This window comes from Chitinophaga sp. YR627 (assembly GCF_900114995.1).
Taxonomy (GTDB): Bacteria; Bacteroidota; Bacteroidia; order Chitinophagales; family Chitinophagaceae; genus Chitinophaga.
Genome location: NZ_FOUX01000001.1, coordinates 2,254,259 through 2,271,040, shown reverse-complemented (window position 1 = coordinate 2,271,040; position 16,782 = coordinate 2,254,259). Strand labels below are relative to the sequence as shown.

At 45.6% G+C, this 16,782-nt stretch carries 11 protein-coding genes and 1 other RNA gene; 6 read left to right on the top strand and 6 right to left on the bottom strand.

Annotation, left to right across the window (positions count from 1 at the left end):
* The first annotated feature begins 16 nt into the window (after positions 1–16).
* The 6 genes from BMZ72_RS08435 (at position 17) to BMZ72_RS08410 (ending at position 5,685) form a co-directional block, all read left to right on the top strand.
* On the top strand, positions 17–988 hold the full coding sequence (locus BMZ72_RS08435) for a polyprenyl synthetase family protein (RefSeq protein WP_089807051.1): 972 nt from the start codon (positions 17–19) through the stop codon (positions 986–988).
* Positions 989–1,191: 203 nt separating this feature from the next.
* A complete protein-coding gene (locus tag BMZ72_RS08430) occupies positions 1,192–2,841 on the top strand; it encodes an amino acid permease (protein WP_089807048.1) in 1,650 nt (549 codons plus the stop codon).
* A 106-nt stretch (positions 2,842–2,947) separates the two neighbouring features.
* Positions 2,948–3,385 carry a DoxX family protein gene (locus BMZ72_RS08425; protein WP_089807046.1) on the top strand — a complete coding sequence of 146 codons (438 nt, stop codon included), beginning with the start codon at positions 2,948–2,950 and terminating at the stop codon, positions 3,383–3,385.
* 342 nt (positions 3,386–3,727) lie between these two features.
* The gene (locus tag BMZ72_RS08420) at positions 3,728–4,771 is read left to right on the top strand and encodes a Smr/MutS family protein (protein ID WP_089807044.1); all 1,044 of its coding nucleotides are present in this window, start codon (positions 3,728–3,730) and stop codon (positions 4,769–4,771) included.
* Between the two features lie 33 nt (positions 4,772–4,804).
* An RNA gene (gene rnpB / locus BMZ72_RS08415) (RNase P RNA component class A) lies at positions 4,805–5,196 on the top strand.
* A 75-nt stretch (positions 5,197–5,271) separates the two neighbouring features.
* Complete coding sequence (locus tag BMZ72_RS08410) at positions 5,272–5,685, top strand: DUF4870 domain-containing protein (protein WP_089807042.1); 414 nt, start codon at positions 5,272–5,274, stop codon at positions 5,683–5,685.
* A gap of 191 nt (positions 5,686–5,876) precedes the next feature.
* On the opposite strand, the gene BMZ72_RS37105 is transcribed toward BMZ72_RS08410, so the two are convergent.
* From BMZ72_RS37105 to ppk1, 6 genes are all read right to left on the bottom strand, one after another.
* Positions 5,877–7,580: a S8 family peptidase gene (locus BMZ72_RS37105; RefSeq protein WP_177222724.1), complete on the bottom strand. Its 1,704-nt coding sequence runs from the start codon at positions 7,578–7,580 to the stop codon at positions 5,877–5,879.
* A gap of 804 nt (positions 7,581–8,384) precedes the next feature.
* Complete coding sequence (locus BMZ72_RS08400; RefSeq protein WP_089807040.1) at positions 8,385–9,914, bottom strand: L-piperidine-6-carboxylate dehydrogenase; 1,530 nt, start codon at positions 9,912–9,914, stop codon at positions 8,385–8,387.
* 115 nt (positions 9,915–10,029) lie between these two features.
* The gene (locus BMZ72_RS08395; RefSeq protein ID WP_089807038.1) at positions 10,030–10,914 is read right to left on the bottom strand and encodes a DUF1338 domain-containing protein; all 885 of its coding nucleotides are present in this window, start codon (positions 10,912–10,914) and stop codon (positions 10,030–10,032) included.
* 9 nt (positions 10,915–10,923) lie between these two features.
* Positions 10,924–11,739 carry a 3-methyl-2-oxobutanoate hydroxymethyltransferase gene (gene panB / locus BMZ72_RS08390; RefSeq protein ID WP_012791318.1) on the bottom strand — a complete coding sequence of 272 codons (816 nt, stop codon included), beginning with the start codon at positions 11,737–11,739 and terminating at the stop codon, positions 10,924–10,926.
* 56 nt (positions 11,740–11,795) lie between these two features.
* A complete protein-coding gene (locus BMZ72_RS08385) occupies positions 11,796–12,677 on the bottom strand; it encodes a Ppx/GppA phosphatase family protein (protein WP_089807036.1) in 882 nt (293 codons plus the stop codon).
* A 211-nt stretch (positions 12,678–12,888) separates the two neighbouring features.
* Complete coding sequence (ppk1, locus tag BMZ72_RS08380) at positions 12,889–14,994, bottom strand: polyphosphate kinase 1 (protein ID WP_177222723.1); 2,106 nt, start codon at positions 14,992–14,994, stop codon at positions 12,889–12,891.
* Positions 14,995–16,782 lie beyond the last annotated feature (1,788 nt).

Sequence of the window (16,782 nt, the reverse complement as noted above, 5' to 3'; positions counted from 1 at the left end):
TTATAGATATCACACCATGCATTCATTCAAAGATCTAACCATACAGTTTGGAGAACATTTCAGCAAGGAACATTTCCCGAAAGAGCCAAAGAAACTCTATGACGCTGCCAGTCATATATTAAATATAGGCGGCAAGCGCATCAGACCAATATTGTCTATTATGGGGAATGAACTGTTTGACGAGATCCACCCGGATGCTTTTCATGTCGGTACTGCCGTTGAACTGTTCCATAACTTTACCCTGGTGCATGACGATATTATGGATAAAGCGCCGTTGCGCCGTAATCAGCCAACTGTACATACCCTGTATGGTGATACGGCTGCTATCCTGGCCGGCGATGTGATGCTGATCAAAGTATATGAGTACCTGAACAAGGTACAACCGCATTACAAGCAGAAGCTCATCACAGCTTTTAACAAAGCCGCTATTGAAGTGTGCGAAGGACAGCAGATCGATATGGACTTCGAAGAAATGGAACCTGAACAGGTGAAATATGATGACTATGTGAAGATGATCGCGCTGAAAACTTCTGTATTGCTGGCTGCGAGTCTGCAAATGGGCGCCATCATCGGTGGTGGTAGTGATTATAATCAGCAGCATATTTACGAGTTTGGTAAGAATATCGGTATAGCTTTCCAGATCCAGGACGACTACCTGGATGCCTTTGGCGATCCGGAGAAATTCGGTAAACAACAGGGGGGAGATATCCTGGTGAATAAGAAAACATTCCTGTTGCTGAAAGCGCTGGAACTGTGTAATCCGGCACAGCATCAGAAATTGAAAGAGTTACTGGCGACCAGTCCGGACGACAAAGTGAACCAGGTCCTGGAATTGTTCCATGACTGTAAGGTGGATGCCTGGGCGGAAAAGGAAAAAGACCGTTTTCAGCAATTAGCGTTTGAACACCTGGAGAGCATAGCAGTGCTGTCTGCGAGGAAGGCGCCGTTGATCGAACTGGCGAATTTCCTGTTGAATCGCGAACACTAAGCAACTAACAACCTATCGTAATATTATTGCAGATAATGGAGGCTGTCCGTCGTAAGCGGATGGCCTTTTGCTTTTTTAGGCGCGTATATACAGGGATTTTTGTCCGCAACAGCGTTTTTTACAATCAAAAGCCGGGTGAGAGTTTGCTTATCGGCTAATTTATATATATTCGCGCATTAGCTAAACCTGAACCTAATTACCTGATGTCCAAATCGCTTTTTCGTAAGAAATCTATTATCAGTATACTCAAAGATGCTCAAGATGGTTTAACGGATGCGCATGGAGGGGGAGAACTCAACAAGGTATTAAAGGTGAAGGACCTTACTGCACTGGGCATTGCCGCCGTTATTGGTGCAGGTATCTTCTCAACGATCGGTGAGGCATCTTTTCATGGTGGCCCCGGTGTTTCCTTATTATTTATTATTACTGCCATTACCTGCGGATTTTCTGCACTCTGTTATGCGGAGTTTGCATCCCGGGTGCCGGTATCGGGCAGTGCATATACTTATTCTTATGTCACATTCGGAGAAATAGCTGCCTGGATTATAGGCTGGTCTTTGATCCTTGAATATGCCATCGGGAATATTGCGGTAGCTATTTCCTGGAGTGGGTATTTTAATAACCTGCTGGCGGGAGTCGGAAAGGGACTGGGCATGAATCTGTCCTTCCCGGAGTGGCTGACGAGCAATTACGATAGCGCGTCACCTGAACTGTATGCTGCTGCGCCGCATATATTTGGTTTACCGGTGATCCTGAATCTGCCTGCATTTATTATTGTGGTGCTGGTGACTTACCTGGCTTTTGTAGGTATCAGGGAGAGCAAGCGTAGTGCTAATTTCATGGTGGGACTGAAGATACTGGTGATACTCTTTGTAATCGTTGTAGGCGCGTTCTTTGTGAATACGGACAACTGGACGCCGTTTATGCCGAATGGTTTTTCGGGCGTACTTAAGGGCGTATCTGCCGTGTTCTTTGCTTATATTGGTTTTGATGCGATCAGTACGACAGCAGAGGAGTGCGCGAATCCGCAGCGGGATTTACCCAAAGGGATGATCTACTCGCTGATCATCTGTACGGTATTATATATTCTGATTGCCTTTGTACTGACGGGTATGGTGTCTTACACGCAGCTGAAAGTAGAAGATCCGCTGGCATTTGTGTTCAATGCAGTGAATCTGCCAAAGGTGAGTTTCCTGATCTCTGTGAGTGCGGTTGTTGCGACGACCAGCGTATTGCTGGTATTCCAGATCGGACAGCCACGTATCTGGATGAGTATGAGCCGTGATGGTTTGTTGCCAAAGCGTTTCAGCACTATCCATCCAAAGTTCAAAACACCTTCTTTTGCAACGATCGTAACAGGGTTCCTGGTAGGGGTACCTGCCTTGTTCCTGAACCTGACGGTGGTGACTGATCTGACCAGTATCGGTACTTTGTTCGCCTTTATCCTGGTATGTGGTGGCGTATTGTTGTTGCCTAAACAGGAGAAGGACCCACATTCAAAACGTTTCAGGCTGCCGTATATCAATGGTCAGTTCATCGTACCGGCGATCATTATCATTTTTGCATACATTTTCCGCAATGAACTGCCGCAGCGTTTCTCATTTGCTGGTGGCTGGGAGGTGTGGAAACATAATATTCCTTTCTTCTTCTTTGTGGTAGCAGCGCTGGTATTTGCGTTCCTTTCCATCCGCCACAAATTGTCACTGATTCCTGTTTTAGGACTGCTGAGTTGTTTCTATCTGATGACTGAGATTGGTTTCAGGAACTGGGTGGTGTTTTCCATCTGGCTGCTGATCGGTCTGGTGATCTACTTTGGTTACAGCTACAGGAGGAGTAAGCTGGCACAAGCATAACGATATCAACATTTTAGGAGATAGTTGCTTCCGTCATACAGACTATTGATTTAGTCAACTTTATTTCGTATATTCGGTTAGCTCTTTGATCCTAAAATCATGTTTTATGAATCTACTACAACGAATAGACCGTTGGGGGGAGACGCATCATCCGCGTTGGCTGGATGTGATACGTGTGCTCCTGGGTGTCTTTTTATTCTACAAAGGGGTGGTTTTCATACAAAATATCGATGTTCTTAAATCTGTGATCAACGAAAATCCGGTCCTCACAGTGATGTCGTTCTGGCTTGCTCACTACATTGTCTTTGCGCATCTGGCTGGTGGAGTACTAATTATTTTCGGCTTACTTACGCGAGTGGCTATCCTTGCCAACATTCCCATCCTTATCGGCGCCATCTTTTTTGTACATACCTCTACGGGGTTATTTAATGTACATGGTGAAGCCGGCCTTTCTATCCTTGTTCTGCTGTTACTTTTATTCTTCCTTGTGGAGGGCAGCGGCCCCATTTCGTTTGACGAATATATGCGCCGTCACCCGGCATGAGTTTAATTAAGAATTAGGAATTAACAGCAGGCAGCTGGTTATACATGTATCTACGGTGAGTGCAACATTACACCGTGATGGTAAGTGTTATGTTTGCTGATATAACAGTACTTTGATAATCATCTGCTTATTCATTCCTTCATTCACCCGGCATACACTGATAAGGTGTTATGTACAGGGGATGGCATTGTCTGTCTTAAAACTGCTTTTCAGCACTTTTCACCCCGGTTCCTAATTCTTAATTCTAATTCCTAATTGATAGTTATCTTTGCTATTCGCGATGTGGACTGCTTTTTCACAACAGTTCCATAAAATTTGTATGACCATCGCGGCATTGCAAGTATGAAGTTTGAGATTGGCGATAAGATATTACTCCTGCATTCCAAAGAGGAGGGGACAGTCGTAGACATTATCAATAATGATATGGTGATGGTAGAAGTGGGAAAGGTGACTTTTCCGGTATACCTGGACCAGATCGATTTCCCGTATTTTCATCGCTTTACAAATCCGAAGCCGGCTCCGCCTCCACCACAACAGCGGATCCAGGGCTATGATATTAAGCCGGAAAAGAAGAAATACGAAGACAATATCCGTATGAGCAGAGGTATGTTCCTTTCCATCCTGCCGGTATTCCGTCTGGATGCATATGAAGAGCATGTACAATCCCTGAAGTTTCACCTGCTCAACGAAACGAGCGAGGCATACCGTTTTAATTTTCAGGTATGGCTGCGCAATAGTATGGAACTGGAGATCCGTAATGAGATCCAGCCCTTCAGTAATTTTTACCTCTCCGATCTGCTATTTGAGTCGCTGAATGATAGTCCGCGGCTTGAATTTGTCTTTTTCCCGAAAGAAAAGAACGATAAACTGGCGCCTTCTTTCCCGAAAACATGGAAGCCGAAGGCGAAACAGCTGTTCTTACAGTTATCCGAGTTACAGGCGAGAAGAGATGCTACACTGACCCAGGTGTTGTTCGAAAAGTATCCGGAAAAGAGTAAGAATGACAAGCCTTACTTCGATCCTGCGAGCGTTGGGGCCTTCGCTGCCGGCAACGGCGGCAGTGTACCAGCCGTACAGGTACAGCCAGAAGCGCCTCAGCAGCCAAAGTATGAACTGGACCTGCATATCGAGATGCTGGTGAAGGAGTGGAAAGGACTGAAGAATATCGAGATCCTTGCGATACAGCTGAACGAATTTGTCCATTACATGGAACTGGCGATTGCACATCACCAGCACAGTATGATTGTCATTCACGGGGTCGGAAAAGGCAAACTGAAGGATGAAATACATGCTATTCTCAGGGAAACACCTGGGGTAGAAAGGTTCGTTAACGAATATCATCCCCGCTATGGCTATGGTGCAACGGAGATATTTTTCCGGCACTAGGCATATGCCAGGTTTTCTATTACATTTGCAGAAACTACAAACCGTGCTATCGCTTCGGCCGAAAGGCAGATGAGGAAAGTCCGGACAACATAGAGTAACGCACCACCTAACGGGTGGGGCTGCTTTGGCCTCCGTCAAAAGAGGGCAAAGCGGTACAGACAGTGCCACAGAAAATTACCGCCTGTTGTTTGCGCAAGCAGCGCAGGTAAGGGTGAAAATGTGGGGTAAGAGCCCACGTTCTGGTATGGCAACATATTGGGAGGGTAAACCTTGCGTGTTGAAATGCCATGTATACGGTCGCTTAGGGCTACTCGTCCGATGACCGAGGGTAGGCAGATACAGGTGTCGTGTGAACGGCATCGAAGATAAATGATAGCGTCTCCTGCAAAGGAGAACAGAATCCGGCTTATAGGTTTGTAGTTTTTGTTTTTTTATACATTGTTGCGCGTATCAACCAAACGAGACAACCCTAAAGACATAACCCGAATTATATACCCTTTATGAAACAACAAGAAGAAAGAAACTGGGCGCTCGCCATGCACCTGGCTGGTATAGCAGGTATGCTGTTCATTCCACCTGCAGGTAATATCATTGCAGCACTGGTATTGTGGCTCATCAAACGCAATGAGTCTGAGTTCCTGAACGAAACCGGCAAGGAAGCACTGAACTTTCAGATCACCCTCAGTATTATTAATGTAGGGCTTAATTTATTAGGTATGATCAACCATTGGGAGTGGAGCTGGGGCAGACCGGGTTTCAACTACTATTATTGGGATCTGAGGCATTTTTCGCTGTTTCATGGGACACGCGGGGTTGTGATGGTGGTGAATATTGTGTTTTCGGCTATTGCAGCGTCAAAGGCGAATAACGGGATATTTTATAAGTATCCGTTGAGTTGGAGATTGGTGAAATAAAGGTTTTTGAAATAACGCAGAAGGGCGATCGTTTAAAAGCGGTCGCCCTTCTGCATTATCATATCATGCTATTTTGATAACGAGTATTCATATAGCCGATGACGATATACACCAGCCATAAGGAGAATCTTCTAAAACAAAAAGACGCCCACCCTCCGGCAGACGTCTTTTCATATCTCATACAAAAATGATTAGCCTTTTTTTATAGACTCCATCTTTGCTTTTTTCTTTTTCTTTGGATTGGTACCTTTTTCGGTATCGATGGTATCCGCCAGTTTCAGTGCTTCGTATGCATTCACCAATCCACCGGAAATGGACAGATCCGCAAAAGGCACTTTGGTATCACCTGCACCTGGTTTGTTCACCTCTGTAGTACCATCCGGTAATGGAGTGGATGATTTCACGAGGATATATTTCAGCTGCTGTGCAGTCAGATTAGGGTGATAAGCGAGTACCAGCGCTGCTACTCCGGCAACAACAGGCGCCGCCATACTTGTTCCGCTGGCGCTACCATATTTATTACCACCAGGAACGGTAGAGTAGATCTGTACGCCTGGCGCGAAAATGTCTACATTCTTTTTACCGTAGTTAGAGAAGCTGGCTACTTTGCTGGAGCCTCTGCCATTGCTGCTGGCGCCAACGGTGATATAATTATTCGCTCTCGGAGAATGATCTGCAAAATCAGGATTCGGGAAGTTGTCGACTACGTCGTTATCACTACCATCATTACCTGCGGCATGGATCAGCAGTACGCCTTTTTCTTCCGCATATTTAACAGCTGCATCTACCCAGTCTTTGTGAGGGGAGAAGCCTTTACCAAAACTCATATTCACAACACGTGCGCCATTGTCAACCGCGTAGCGGATTGCCAGGGCGACGTCTTTATCACGTTCATCACCATCAGGAACGGCTTTCACCATCATGATGCGTACGTTGTCATTGATACCGTCCATACCAACGCCATTGCCTCTTACAGCGGCGATGATACCGGAAACGTGGGTGCCATGGAAACCGAATTGTCCCATTACATCACTGTTACCGTAGTATTTATCATTGATATCGTTGATGTTATCGCCGATGATATCTGCGCGTTTATCAGAAGGACCTTCACTTTCAGCTGCTTCAGCTTTACGTTTCAGGTCAGCGAGGTATTCATCAAACTCAGATTTGAGATCGGAGTAGCTGATATTTTCTTCGCCGGTATTCTGGAAGATACGCTGCATGAATTTCTTGGCTACCATTACATCAGCATCAGCAGTCTGAATGCTGTCCAGCTTTGCGGCAGTGAAGTCGTTTTGTTTGAGGTAACCTGTGAGCAGTGTCTCGCATTTGCGCAGACTTTCCTGGAGTTTCAGCATGGTTTTATAAGTGACTTTCGCTTCATTGGCTGAAGGTTTCACTACTTTACCCTGCAGTTTCTGCCAGTAGAGGTATTCCTTGGATTGTTTGTCCAGTGCGGAATCCGGATTACCATACAGGTTCTTATAACGGTAGTATTCGCGGGTCGCCTCGTCGGAATCTTCCTTTACGCTGCGACCGTCCTTGCCGCCGAGGAAGTTCCAGCCGTGCACATCGTCCACATAACCGTTTTTGTCGTCGTCAATACCATTGCCGGGAATCTCTTTCGGATTTACCCAAAGGATGGGCTTAAGATCTTCATGCAGGGTGTCGATACCAGAATCGATCACCGCTACCAGTACAGGGGTGCTTTTTCTACCTTTTAGTAACTCGTTGTAGGCCTTCTCAACGCCGGTACCGTATACACTGTCCTGTGCATAATTCAGCAAGTGCCAGTTTCTCGGAATCGCTGTGGTTTGGGCATAAGTCGGGTTAGCGGTTAGAGCAGCCATCAACACAACACCAGCCATGACTGCCATAGCTTTTTTAGATTTCATCAGTCTGTTTTTTTCTCAATAAACTTTACAAATCAAAAACCAAATTAGGCTAAAGGTATGCAAAATGTCAGGGATCGGGTTACGTAATATGATGAACGACAGAAACAACGTGCCAACAGCTAATTATCGGGATAGTCGTCTGCGTATGCGTGGTCATAGTATAGAAGTAGCTGTAACTCAATTCAGTCACCTATTTACTGTTAATTTAACAATTAAAGCAATATGAGAGAAATTTTTTAACAGGCAGAGGAAAGTATGTTGTCACGAAAGTCGCTACTGCATTGAAATCAGCAATTCATATTGCCGTTCGTCAAAAAAAATTTGCAAATACCACAAAAGTAGAATATGAATTTCCGGAAAAAAGTGTAATATTTAGAGCTGGAAGAGTACTTGATAACTTTCTATTAGTTACTCAAGACTATTCTCATAAGCATGGTTTCCGTTTAACGAAAAAGCGAGGTTCTCTAACCTCGCTATTCTTTTGATCTACGTTGTCACTCACATGCAATTGTGAATATGCTAAATAATATTAGTTTAAAAGTTATCTGCATATTAAACGGAGGAGTAATGAGGAAATTGTGTAATGAATGAAGAATAAAAAATAAGAATGAAGAATTAGGAGCCAGCGAAGACCTGTATTGAATATTCTTCGATAGATAACAGATTGATTAATTGTTCTTTCATATAAAAAAAGGGAAGGCATCCAAAGATGATGGAAGCCTTCCCTTTTATGATATCTTTAACAAAGAGCTGCACAATTGATCATGTCGAAACATCTGCCTGCTTAATGCTTAATTATCTGATTTACAGGTCAAATTTAATCCCCTGTGCCAGCGGTAAATGCGTCGAATAGTTGATCGTATTTGTCTGTCTGCGCATATAGGCTCTCCAGGCATCAGAACCGCTTTCCCTGCCACCTCCTGTCTCTTTTTCACCACCAAATGCACCGCCTATTTCAGCACCGGATGTACCAATGTTCACGTTAGCGATGCCACAGTCAGAACCGGCCTGGGAAAGGAACAGTTCCGCTTCCCGCAGATTGAGGGTCATGATAGCTGAAGAAAGTCCCTGCGGAACGTCGTTCTGCATCGCAATGGCCTCTTCGATCTTACTGTACTTCATGACATACAGGATAGGAGCGAAGGTCTCATGCTGCACGATCGGGTAGGCGTTCTCAACGGCTGCAATACAAGGTTTTACATAACATCCGGAGCTATACGCATCACCGGATAATACACCGCCTTCTACCAGGAAGCTACCGCCCTGGGCTTTTACTTTTTCGATGGAGTCGAGATAGAGATTAACAGCATCTTTATCGATCAGCGGACCAACATGATTATGCTCATCCAGCGGATTACCAATACGCAGCTGTTGATAGGCTTTAACCAGTTTTTGTGTAAATGTCTCATATACACTTTCATGGATGATGAGTCTGCGGGTGCTGGTGCAACGTTGTCCTGCAGTACCTACAGCGCCGAATACACAACCGATCAGGGACATATCGAGGTCTGCATCTGCAGTAATGATGATAGCGTTGTTACCCCCCAGTTCCAGCAGAGAGCGGCCCAGACGGGCGCCCACAACACTGCCTACAGCCTTACCCATACGGGTAGATCCGGTTGCAGATACCAATGGTACACGGGTGTCTGCAGCGATCCATTCACCGGTATCACGGCCACCTGCTACAAGACAGCAAACGCCTTCGGGTACATTATTGGTTTTGAGTACATCCTGTACAATATGCTGACACGCTATGGCGGACAAAGGCGTCTTTTCAGATGGTTTCCATACGCACACATCGCCGCATATCCAGGCAAGCATCGCATTCCAGCTCCATACTGCAACCGGGAAGTTAAAGGCCGAAATAATGCCTGTAATGCCTAATGGATGCCATTGCTCGTACATCCGGTGACCCGGACGTTCAGAGTGCATGGTCAAACCGTGCAACTGACGGGAGAGACCTACCGCGAAATCACAGATGTCGATCATTTCCTGTACCTCACCGTATCCTTCCTGCAAACTTTTACCCATCTCATAAGAGACGAGTTTGCCCAGTGCTTCTTTGTTCTGACGAAGCGCTTCACCGATCTGGCGGACTACCTCACCTCTGCGGGGAGCCGGCCATAAACGCCATTCTTTAAAAGCTGCCTGTGCGGTAGCAATGACCGTATCATAATCTTCACGGCTGGCTGTGTTTACGGTAGCGATGTGTTGTCCGTCGACAGGAGAAGATGCGTCAATCACGGCGCCTTTCGCATCCAGCCAGTTGGTTCCTGTACTGACGCCACTGTTCACATTGCCGATATGTAACTGTTGCAGAATATCCTGGATCATGCGTATGCTGTTTTTATTGTTTTGATGTGCACCAATAGGCAAGGCTATTGATAATGAGCTATATAAGATTAACAAAATAACAAGGCCGGACATAGCAATGACCGGCCTTATCTGATTATTTATTCGTTTGCGAGCTGTATGTACTTTCAAAAATGCGGTCCGCATTTCCTGCTTCAAATCCTTCCCTGCGTTGTTCGCGGGTGATCTGATCTGCCGGAAGATGAGCAAACTCCGGTAGTACCCTGCGTTCGGCAAATTCCACATAGGAACCTGCGATCTTCTGCACTTCATTATTGGCAAAGGTCGCCGGGATCATTTTAGCCACTGTACTGCTTTGCAGTAACAGGTGATCCGGACTTTCCTTGATCTTGCCACCGGAGTCATTGAGCGTAAATCCTTCTTTCTCCAGGAATTTATTGAAGTCTGCTACGGTGTTATAACCCGGAGGCAGGTTCTGTAAACTGATGGTGAAATGGTTCAGGTAATAACGGTTATAGATCACCCATGCCGCATATTCACTTTCCGCTGCCAGGGTCTGGTAATCTTCCAGGGTTGGCGTGCGCCAGAGGGAACTGTGGAGGAAGGTGTCTACCGCCGGTCCGTCATGCAGGTCCAGGTTGCTGACAGGATCTACCAATACTTCTTTAGTGTAACTGGTGATGATCTGCTGTGCTTCCGGACTGAGGTCCTTCACCCGTAATTCACTGATGAAAATGCGGGGGAAGTGGGGGGCAGGTGGTGCGTACCAGTAGGCGTCCAGCTTCTTTGCTTTAAAGTGATACGCATCTCTTCTGGTGTAACCGTAGTGGAGGAAGATCTTTTCCAGCGACTGTATCCCGAGTTCGGGTACCCCTATTGTACGGAAGGCAATATGGTCATTCTCAATGTCTTCCGGAACCTGGATCAGATCCTCAGTGATCATGGCGGCAATAATAGCGGCAACGTCAGGAACACGCTCCTGATAGCGTTGCATCAGACCGCTAAGAACATAGTCTAACATAAAACGATTTTAGTATTGTTCGTTATCGTTCGGAAAGTCTTTCGCTTTCACGTCGTGGATATATTGCTGTGACGCTTTGTAAATTTCGTCATATAAATTGAGATAACGGCGCAGGAAGCGGGGTTTAAAATCTTTGTTGATACCTAACATATCGTGCATTACCAGTACCTGACCGTCGACGTGTTTGCCGGCGCCGATACCGATAACCGGTATCTGGAGGCTTTCCGCCACCTGTTTAGCCAGCATGGCAGGGATCTTTTCCAGTACCAGGGCAAAACAGCCTGCTTCCTGTAAAAGGAGGGCGTCTTTCAGCAGTTTCTGTGCTTCTGCTTCTTCGGTAGCTCTTACACTGTAGGTACCGAATTTATTGATGGATTGAGGCGTCAGTCCGAGATGGCCCATTACTGGTACACCCGCAGAAATAATACGCTTTACTGATTCGATGATTTCTTCGCCACCTTCGATCTTGATACCGTGTGCACTGGTTTCCTTCATAATGCGAACGGTAGAGGCCAGGGCTTCTTTGGAATTACCCTGGTAGGTACCGAAAGGCAGGTCTACGACAACAAAACTCCGCTTGATTCCTCTTACTACAGATGCTGCATGATAGATCATATGATCCAGTGTGATAGGGAGGGTGGTTTCATAACCGGCCATTACATTGGCCGCAGAATCGCCTACCAGCAGGATGTCCATACCGGCGTCGTCAAAGATGCGCGCCATGGAATAATCATAAGCTGTCAGCATGGAGATTTTCTCTCCATCATTTTTCATTTTCTGTAATATGTGCGTTGTGATCCGTTTAACTTCTTTGTGCGTTGACATCTGAATGACAGATTATTGATGAGAAAATGGGCGGTAAGGTAACCATTATTTATCAATTACTGGCTAATCTCAGCATACAACGACTGGATCAGGCCATCTGCCAGGCCTATCTTCGGCACAAAGATCTCTTCGGCATCCGCCCAGCGCATGATATTGATATAGATCTGCAGCGCAGGGACAATGACATCGGCACGGTCTTCCCGGAGATTGTAGAGATGGATGCGTTCTTCAACGCTGAAACCGTTGAATTCTTTATAATAATCTTTCAGTACTTCCAGCGTAAGCGGCTTACCCTCTTTACGTTTGGACAGAGAGAAGATTTTGTTGATATTACCACCAGAACCAATGGCGGTTATCGGACCAAGCCCCTTAATACGTGATTTGATCGTGTCTTTCATATACTGCCACTGATCATCCTTTACCTGGTGTTGCATCAGGCGGATGGTGCCGATATTGAAAGATTCCTTATAACGGAGACTGTTATTACTGAAGATAGTGACTTCCGTACTACCACCGCCCACATCCACATACATGTAAGAGCGGGTCTTATCCAGGTTCTCTGCGATGTGACTCTCATAGAGGAAAGAAGCTTCCTCCTGACCTGAAATGACTTTGATATCTATACCGGTCTGCTGTCTGACGTTCTGTAAAATTTCTGCTGCATTGGTAGCATCACGCATGGCTGAGGTAGCACATGCTTTCAGGTATTTTACCTCATATACTTCCAGCAAAAGTTTGTAGGCTTTAATGGTATTGAGCAGGTGGGTAGCTCTTTTCTCAGAAATAGCACCTTCGCTGAATACATCAAGACCCAGACGCAACGGTACCCTGATAAGGTTGACTTTAGTAAAATCCATCCGGCCCTGGCTGTTAGGCGATGCTTCTGAAATAAGCAGCCTTGCAGCGTTGGACCCGATATCAATGGCAGCAAGCTTCATGGGCGCAAAAATAAAGATCAATTAGGAATTAAGAATTAAAAATTAAGAATTGGATCAAACTGGCTGACATTTGTACGAAAATGACAAGAAGCTAAATACTGTGTCTGGTATGGCTAAGGATACCCTGATATACACTTTAACCTTACGTTGGCCATTAGCGTCACTTATTAAGGCCAATTCTTAATCCTTAATTTTTAATTCTTAATTCAGATTAGCTATACTGTTTCTCATGTAAATACTTAAAGATCTCTATCTGTGATCTGATCTTTTTCCCGTTATCCCGCTTGTATTCATTCTTCTGCTCATTGTCCAGTATCCTTGCTTTCACATTACCGCTCAGCTGTATAGCGAGAATATCCTTCAGTTCCTGCTGTATTGCCGGATCGAAGATCGGAATGGCCACTTCCACACGGTGATCTAGGTTACGCAGCATCCAGTCACAGGAAGCGATATATACTTTCTCCTGACTGTCTCTACCGAAAGAGAATACGCGGGCATGCTCCAGGTACTCATCCACAATGCTGACAGCAGTAATATCTTTCTTCCATTTTTTATTTTCCGTGTATGCGCAACAGATACCCCTGATGATCATGCTGACATCGACGCCTTCTTTTGCTGCCTCATATAGTTTGCTGATCATCTCCGGATCGGAGAGCGAGTTCATTTTGAGGATCATCGAACCGCCTTTTTTATGACGGGCATTCTTGATCTCTTTATCGATCATGCGCAGGAAGAACGGACGCATACTGTACGGACTCACCGGCAGCGTATTACATGCCTCCAGCAATTTCACATCATGTTTGCTGTTTTCGAGGTAACTGAAGATGCGGTTGATGTCAGCGAGGATATTACGGTTGGCCGTCAGCAGACAGTGGTCGCCATATACCCGGGCTGTTTTTTCATTCATATTACCCGTGCTCACAAAGCCACACTGAACGGTTTTGGTACCGATGCGTTTCTTGATCACACACAGTTTGGCGTGTATTTTTAATCCCGGTATACCAATCAGTACTTTCACACCTTCGTCTTCCAGACGTGTCTTCCACTCCAGGTTATCAGCTTCATTGAAGCGTGCACGCAATTCCAGCGCTACAGTGACCTGTTTACCATTCCGCACCGCATTCACCAGGGCATTCACGATCTTGGAATTTCTGGCAAGACGGTAAGCGGTAAGCTTGATACTTGTCACATTCGGATCGATCGCAGCCTCTCTCAACAGGTCGATAATGGTATCGAAAGAGTGATAAGGGAAATGCAGCATCACATCCTGTAACTGGATCACATGCATCACACTCGACGCATTCGCGAAGAGCGGATGTATAAAGCTTTTTCGCTGCGGATGTGCCTTCTCCTTGAACACGCCGGACGGGAAATCCATAAAGTCCTTAAAATTATGGATACGGGCGCCGGGAATGAGGTTATCCTTCCCGGAAAGGCCCAGGCGGCGCATCAGGTATTCCAGCAGCAGCGGGTCTATATCTTTATCATAAACGAATCGTACAGGCTTGCCTTTACGACGGTCTTTGAGTCCTTTTTCAATCTGGTGAATCAGACTGGTGGATATATCATTGTCGATATCCAGTTCAGCGTCTCTGGTCACCTTGATGATATGTGCAGAGAATTTGTCAAAACCGAAATAGGAGAAGATATGCGGCAGGCTGAAACGGATCACGTCTTCCAGCAGCATAATATCTTCCTCGCCTTCCTTGGATGGCAGGATGATAAAACGGGGCAGGATAGAAGTAGGGATCTCGATCAGGGCAAACTTCTGTCTTACGGAATTATCCTGTCTGGCCAGTACGACTGCCAGATATATAGATTTATCACGCAGGAACGGGAAGTGCTGGATACTTTCTATCATCAGCGGGATGATATTGGTGCGCACTTCTTCGTTGAAGTAATTCAGGACAAATTTCTGCTGTTCTTTGTTCAGGTGTTTTTCCGTGCGGATGAAGATCTTCTGTTCTTTCAGTTCATCTTCGATCCCTTCCCAGATACGGTCAAACTCCCGTTGCTGGTCAATCACTTTGTCCTGAATGCCATCCAGGATCTCGTCAGGGTTCTCTTCCAGGTGCATGCGGGTGGACTTGCCTACCAGCAGCATTCTTTTCAGGGTAGCAACACGTACGCGGAAAAATTCGTCCAGGTTGTTGGAAAAAATACCGAGGAAGCGGATACGCTCGAGGAGGGGCACGCTCTTGTCGGATGCTTCCTGCAAGACCCTTGCATTAAAGGCCAGCCAGCTGATATCTCTGGCAATAATCTTTGGTTTTTTAGCTGCTGGCGCTACTTTTTTGCTATTGCTTTTCTTTTCCATCACAGGATCTTGAAAATTTGTATCTATATGCTCACTATTGGACAATCGCATCTGAAAGCTGATTAACGGTTGTGATTACACTGCTAGTCGCAACAATACATATTTTGAATTACATCGTATGTTAAATTTCTGATGTCTTTTTTTAAAGATAAGGAATTCTAATGCGTGTCTCATCAATTTACACCAGGAAATCTATGCCATATTTCTTTATTATGATGTATAAATCATTGGATTAGGAGGTTAGTGCAGTCGTCAATCCTCATTTGGTGGGAGTTTCATTTTCATTGGTGAGTCTTACGCTGCGGTTTCAGATGGAACCTCTGGCTGACGGTCTTCGAAGTTTCTTATTGGGCTTTGGTAGGTCGTGTTGGGCTTTGGGAATGCTAGTAATCACCGTCAGTCGGATGGGCATACTTCGAATACCTAAGGCCAGGGTCTCCATCTGAAATCCTTCGCTGTGACGGGGCGGTTTACGAATCAATCATGTTTAGCCAGTGGCTGTGTAGTTTCATTTTCAGTAGTTGGGCTTACGCTGCGGTTTCAGATGGAACCTCTGGCTGACGGTCTTCGAAGTTTCTCTTATTGGGCTTTGGTAGGTCGTGTTGGGCTTTGGGAATGCTAGTAATCACTGTCAAACGGATGGGCATACTTCGAATACCTAAGGCCAGGGTCTCCATCTGAAATCCTTCGCTGTAAAGTGACTGTTCATATTCGATAATGTTTCAAGAGATGTAACGATGAGGCACTACCACCGAAAATGAAACCACATAGCGAGGATTTACATAGACATATCCCAAAGACTGAAAAAGTCAAAGACCATAAACCAGAAGTCACATCTGATATCGCGGCGCAACGTAAGGCCCAGACTGAAATACGTAAAAAATAACATGTAAAGAGAATGAACTAAACCCGGAGAGAACATTTTCCATATAGACCGTCTCTTCACAGCGGAGGCTTTCAGATGGAGACCCTAGCCTTAGCTATTTGAAGTACGCCCACCTGCCAACCAGAAGTTAAATAGATATCCCAAAGCTCAACCCTACCTCCCAGGCCCAATAGACAAGAACTTCAAAGAGCGTCAGCCAGAGGTCCCATCTGAAACCGCAGCGTAAGACCCAGACTGAAATATGTAAAGAGAAATATGTCGAAAGAATGAACTAAACCAGGAGAGAACATTTTGCATGTAAACCGTCCCGTCACAGCGGAGGCTTTCAGATGGAGACCCTGGCCTTAGCTATTTGAAGTACGCTCACCCACCAACCAGAAGTTAAATAGATATCCCAAAGCTCACCCCTACCTCCCAGGCCCAATAGACAAGAACTTCAAAGAGCGTCAGCCAGAGGTCCCATCTGAAACCGCAGCGTATGACCCAGACTGAAATACGTAAAGAGAAATATGTCGAAAGAATGAACTAAACCCGGAGAGAACATTTTACATGTAGGCCGTCCCGTCACAGCGGAGGCTTTCAGATGGAGACCCTGGCCTTAGCTATTTGAAGTACGCTCACCCACCAACCAGAAGTTAAATAGATATCCCAAAGCTCAACCCTACCTCCCAGGCCCAATAGATAAGAACTTCAAAGAGCGTCAGCCAGAGGTCCCATCTGAAACCGCAGCGTATGACCCAGACATAAAATATGTAGAGAGAATAAAATCACCAGGGAGAGAACTTTAAACACCATCAAACGGTGACCACGAATACAAAAAAAAGGTGCTGACCATTTGATCAGCACCTTTTGTATAATCTTTGTTGAAGAATAGCTTTAACACTGAATACCCGGTTATAAGA

Excerpts from the sequence above, each read along its gene's own strand:
- BMZ72_RS08435 (WP_089807051.1), top strand. The coding sequence starts at position 17 with ATGCATTCATTCAAAGATCTAACCATACAGTTTGGAGAACATTTCAGC.
- BMZ72_RS08430 (WP_089807048.1), top strand. The coding sequence starts at position 1,192 with ATGTCCAAATCGCTTTTTCGTAAGAAATCTATTATCAGTATACTCAAA.
- BMZ72_RS08425 (WP_089807046.1), top strand. The coding sequence starts at position 2,948 with ATGAATCTACTACAACGAATAGACCGTTGGGGGGAGACGCATCATCCG.
- BMZ72_RS08420 (WP_089807044.1), top strand. The coding sequence starts at position 3,728 with ATGAAGTTTGAGATTGGCGATAAGATATTACTCCTGCATTCCAAAGAG.
- BMZ72_RS08410 (WP_089807042.1), top strand. The coding sequence starts at position 5,272 with ATGAAACAACAAGAAGAAAGAAACTGGGCGCTCGCCATGCACCTGGCT.
- BMZ72_RS37105 (WP_177222724.1), bottom strand. The coding sequence starts at position 7,580 with ATGAAATCTAAAAAAGCTATGGCAGTCATGGCTGGTGTTGTGTTGATG.
- BMZ72_RS08400 (WP_089807040.1), bottom strand. The coding sequence starts at position 9,914 with ATGATCCAGGATATTCTGCAACAGTTACATATCGGCAATGTGAACAGT.
- BMZ72_RS08395 (WP_089807038.1), bottom strand. The coding sequence starts at position 10,914 with ATGTTAGACTATGTTCTTAGCGGTCTGATGCAACGCTATCAGGAGCGT.
- panB (WP_012791318.1), bottom strand. The coding sequence starts at position 11,739 with ATGTCAACGCACAAAGAAGTTAAACGGATCACAACGCACATATTACAG.
- BMZ72_RS08385 (WP_089807036.1), bottom strand. The coding sequence starts at position 12,677 with ATGAAGCTTGCTGCCATTGATATCGGGTCCAACGCTGCAAGGCTGCTT.
- ppk1 (WP_177222723.1), bottom strand. The coding sequence starts at position 14,994 with ATGGAAAAGAAAAGCAATAGCAAAAAAGTAGCGCCAGCAGCTAAAAAA.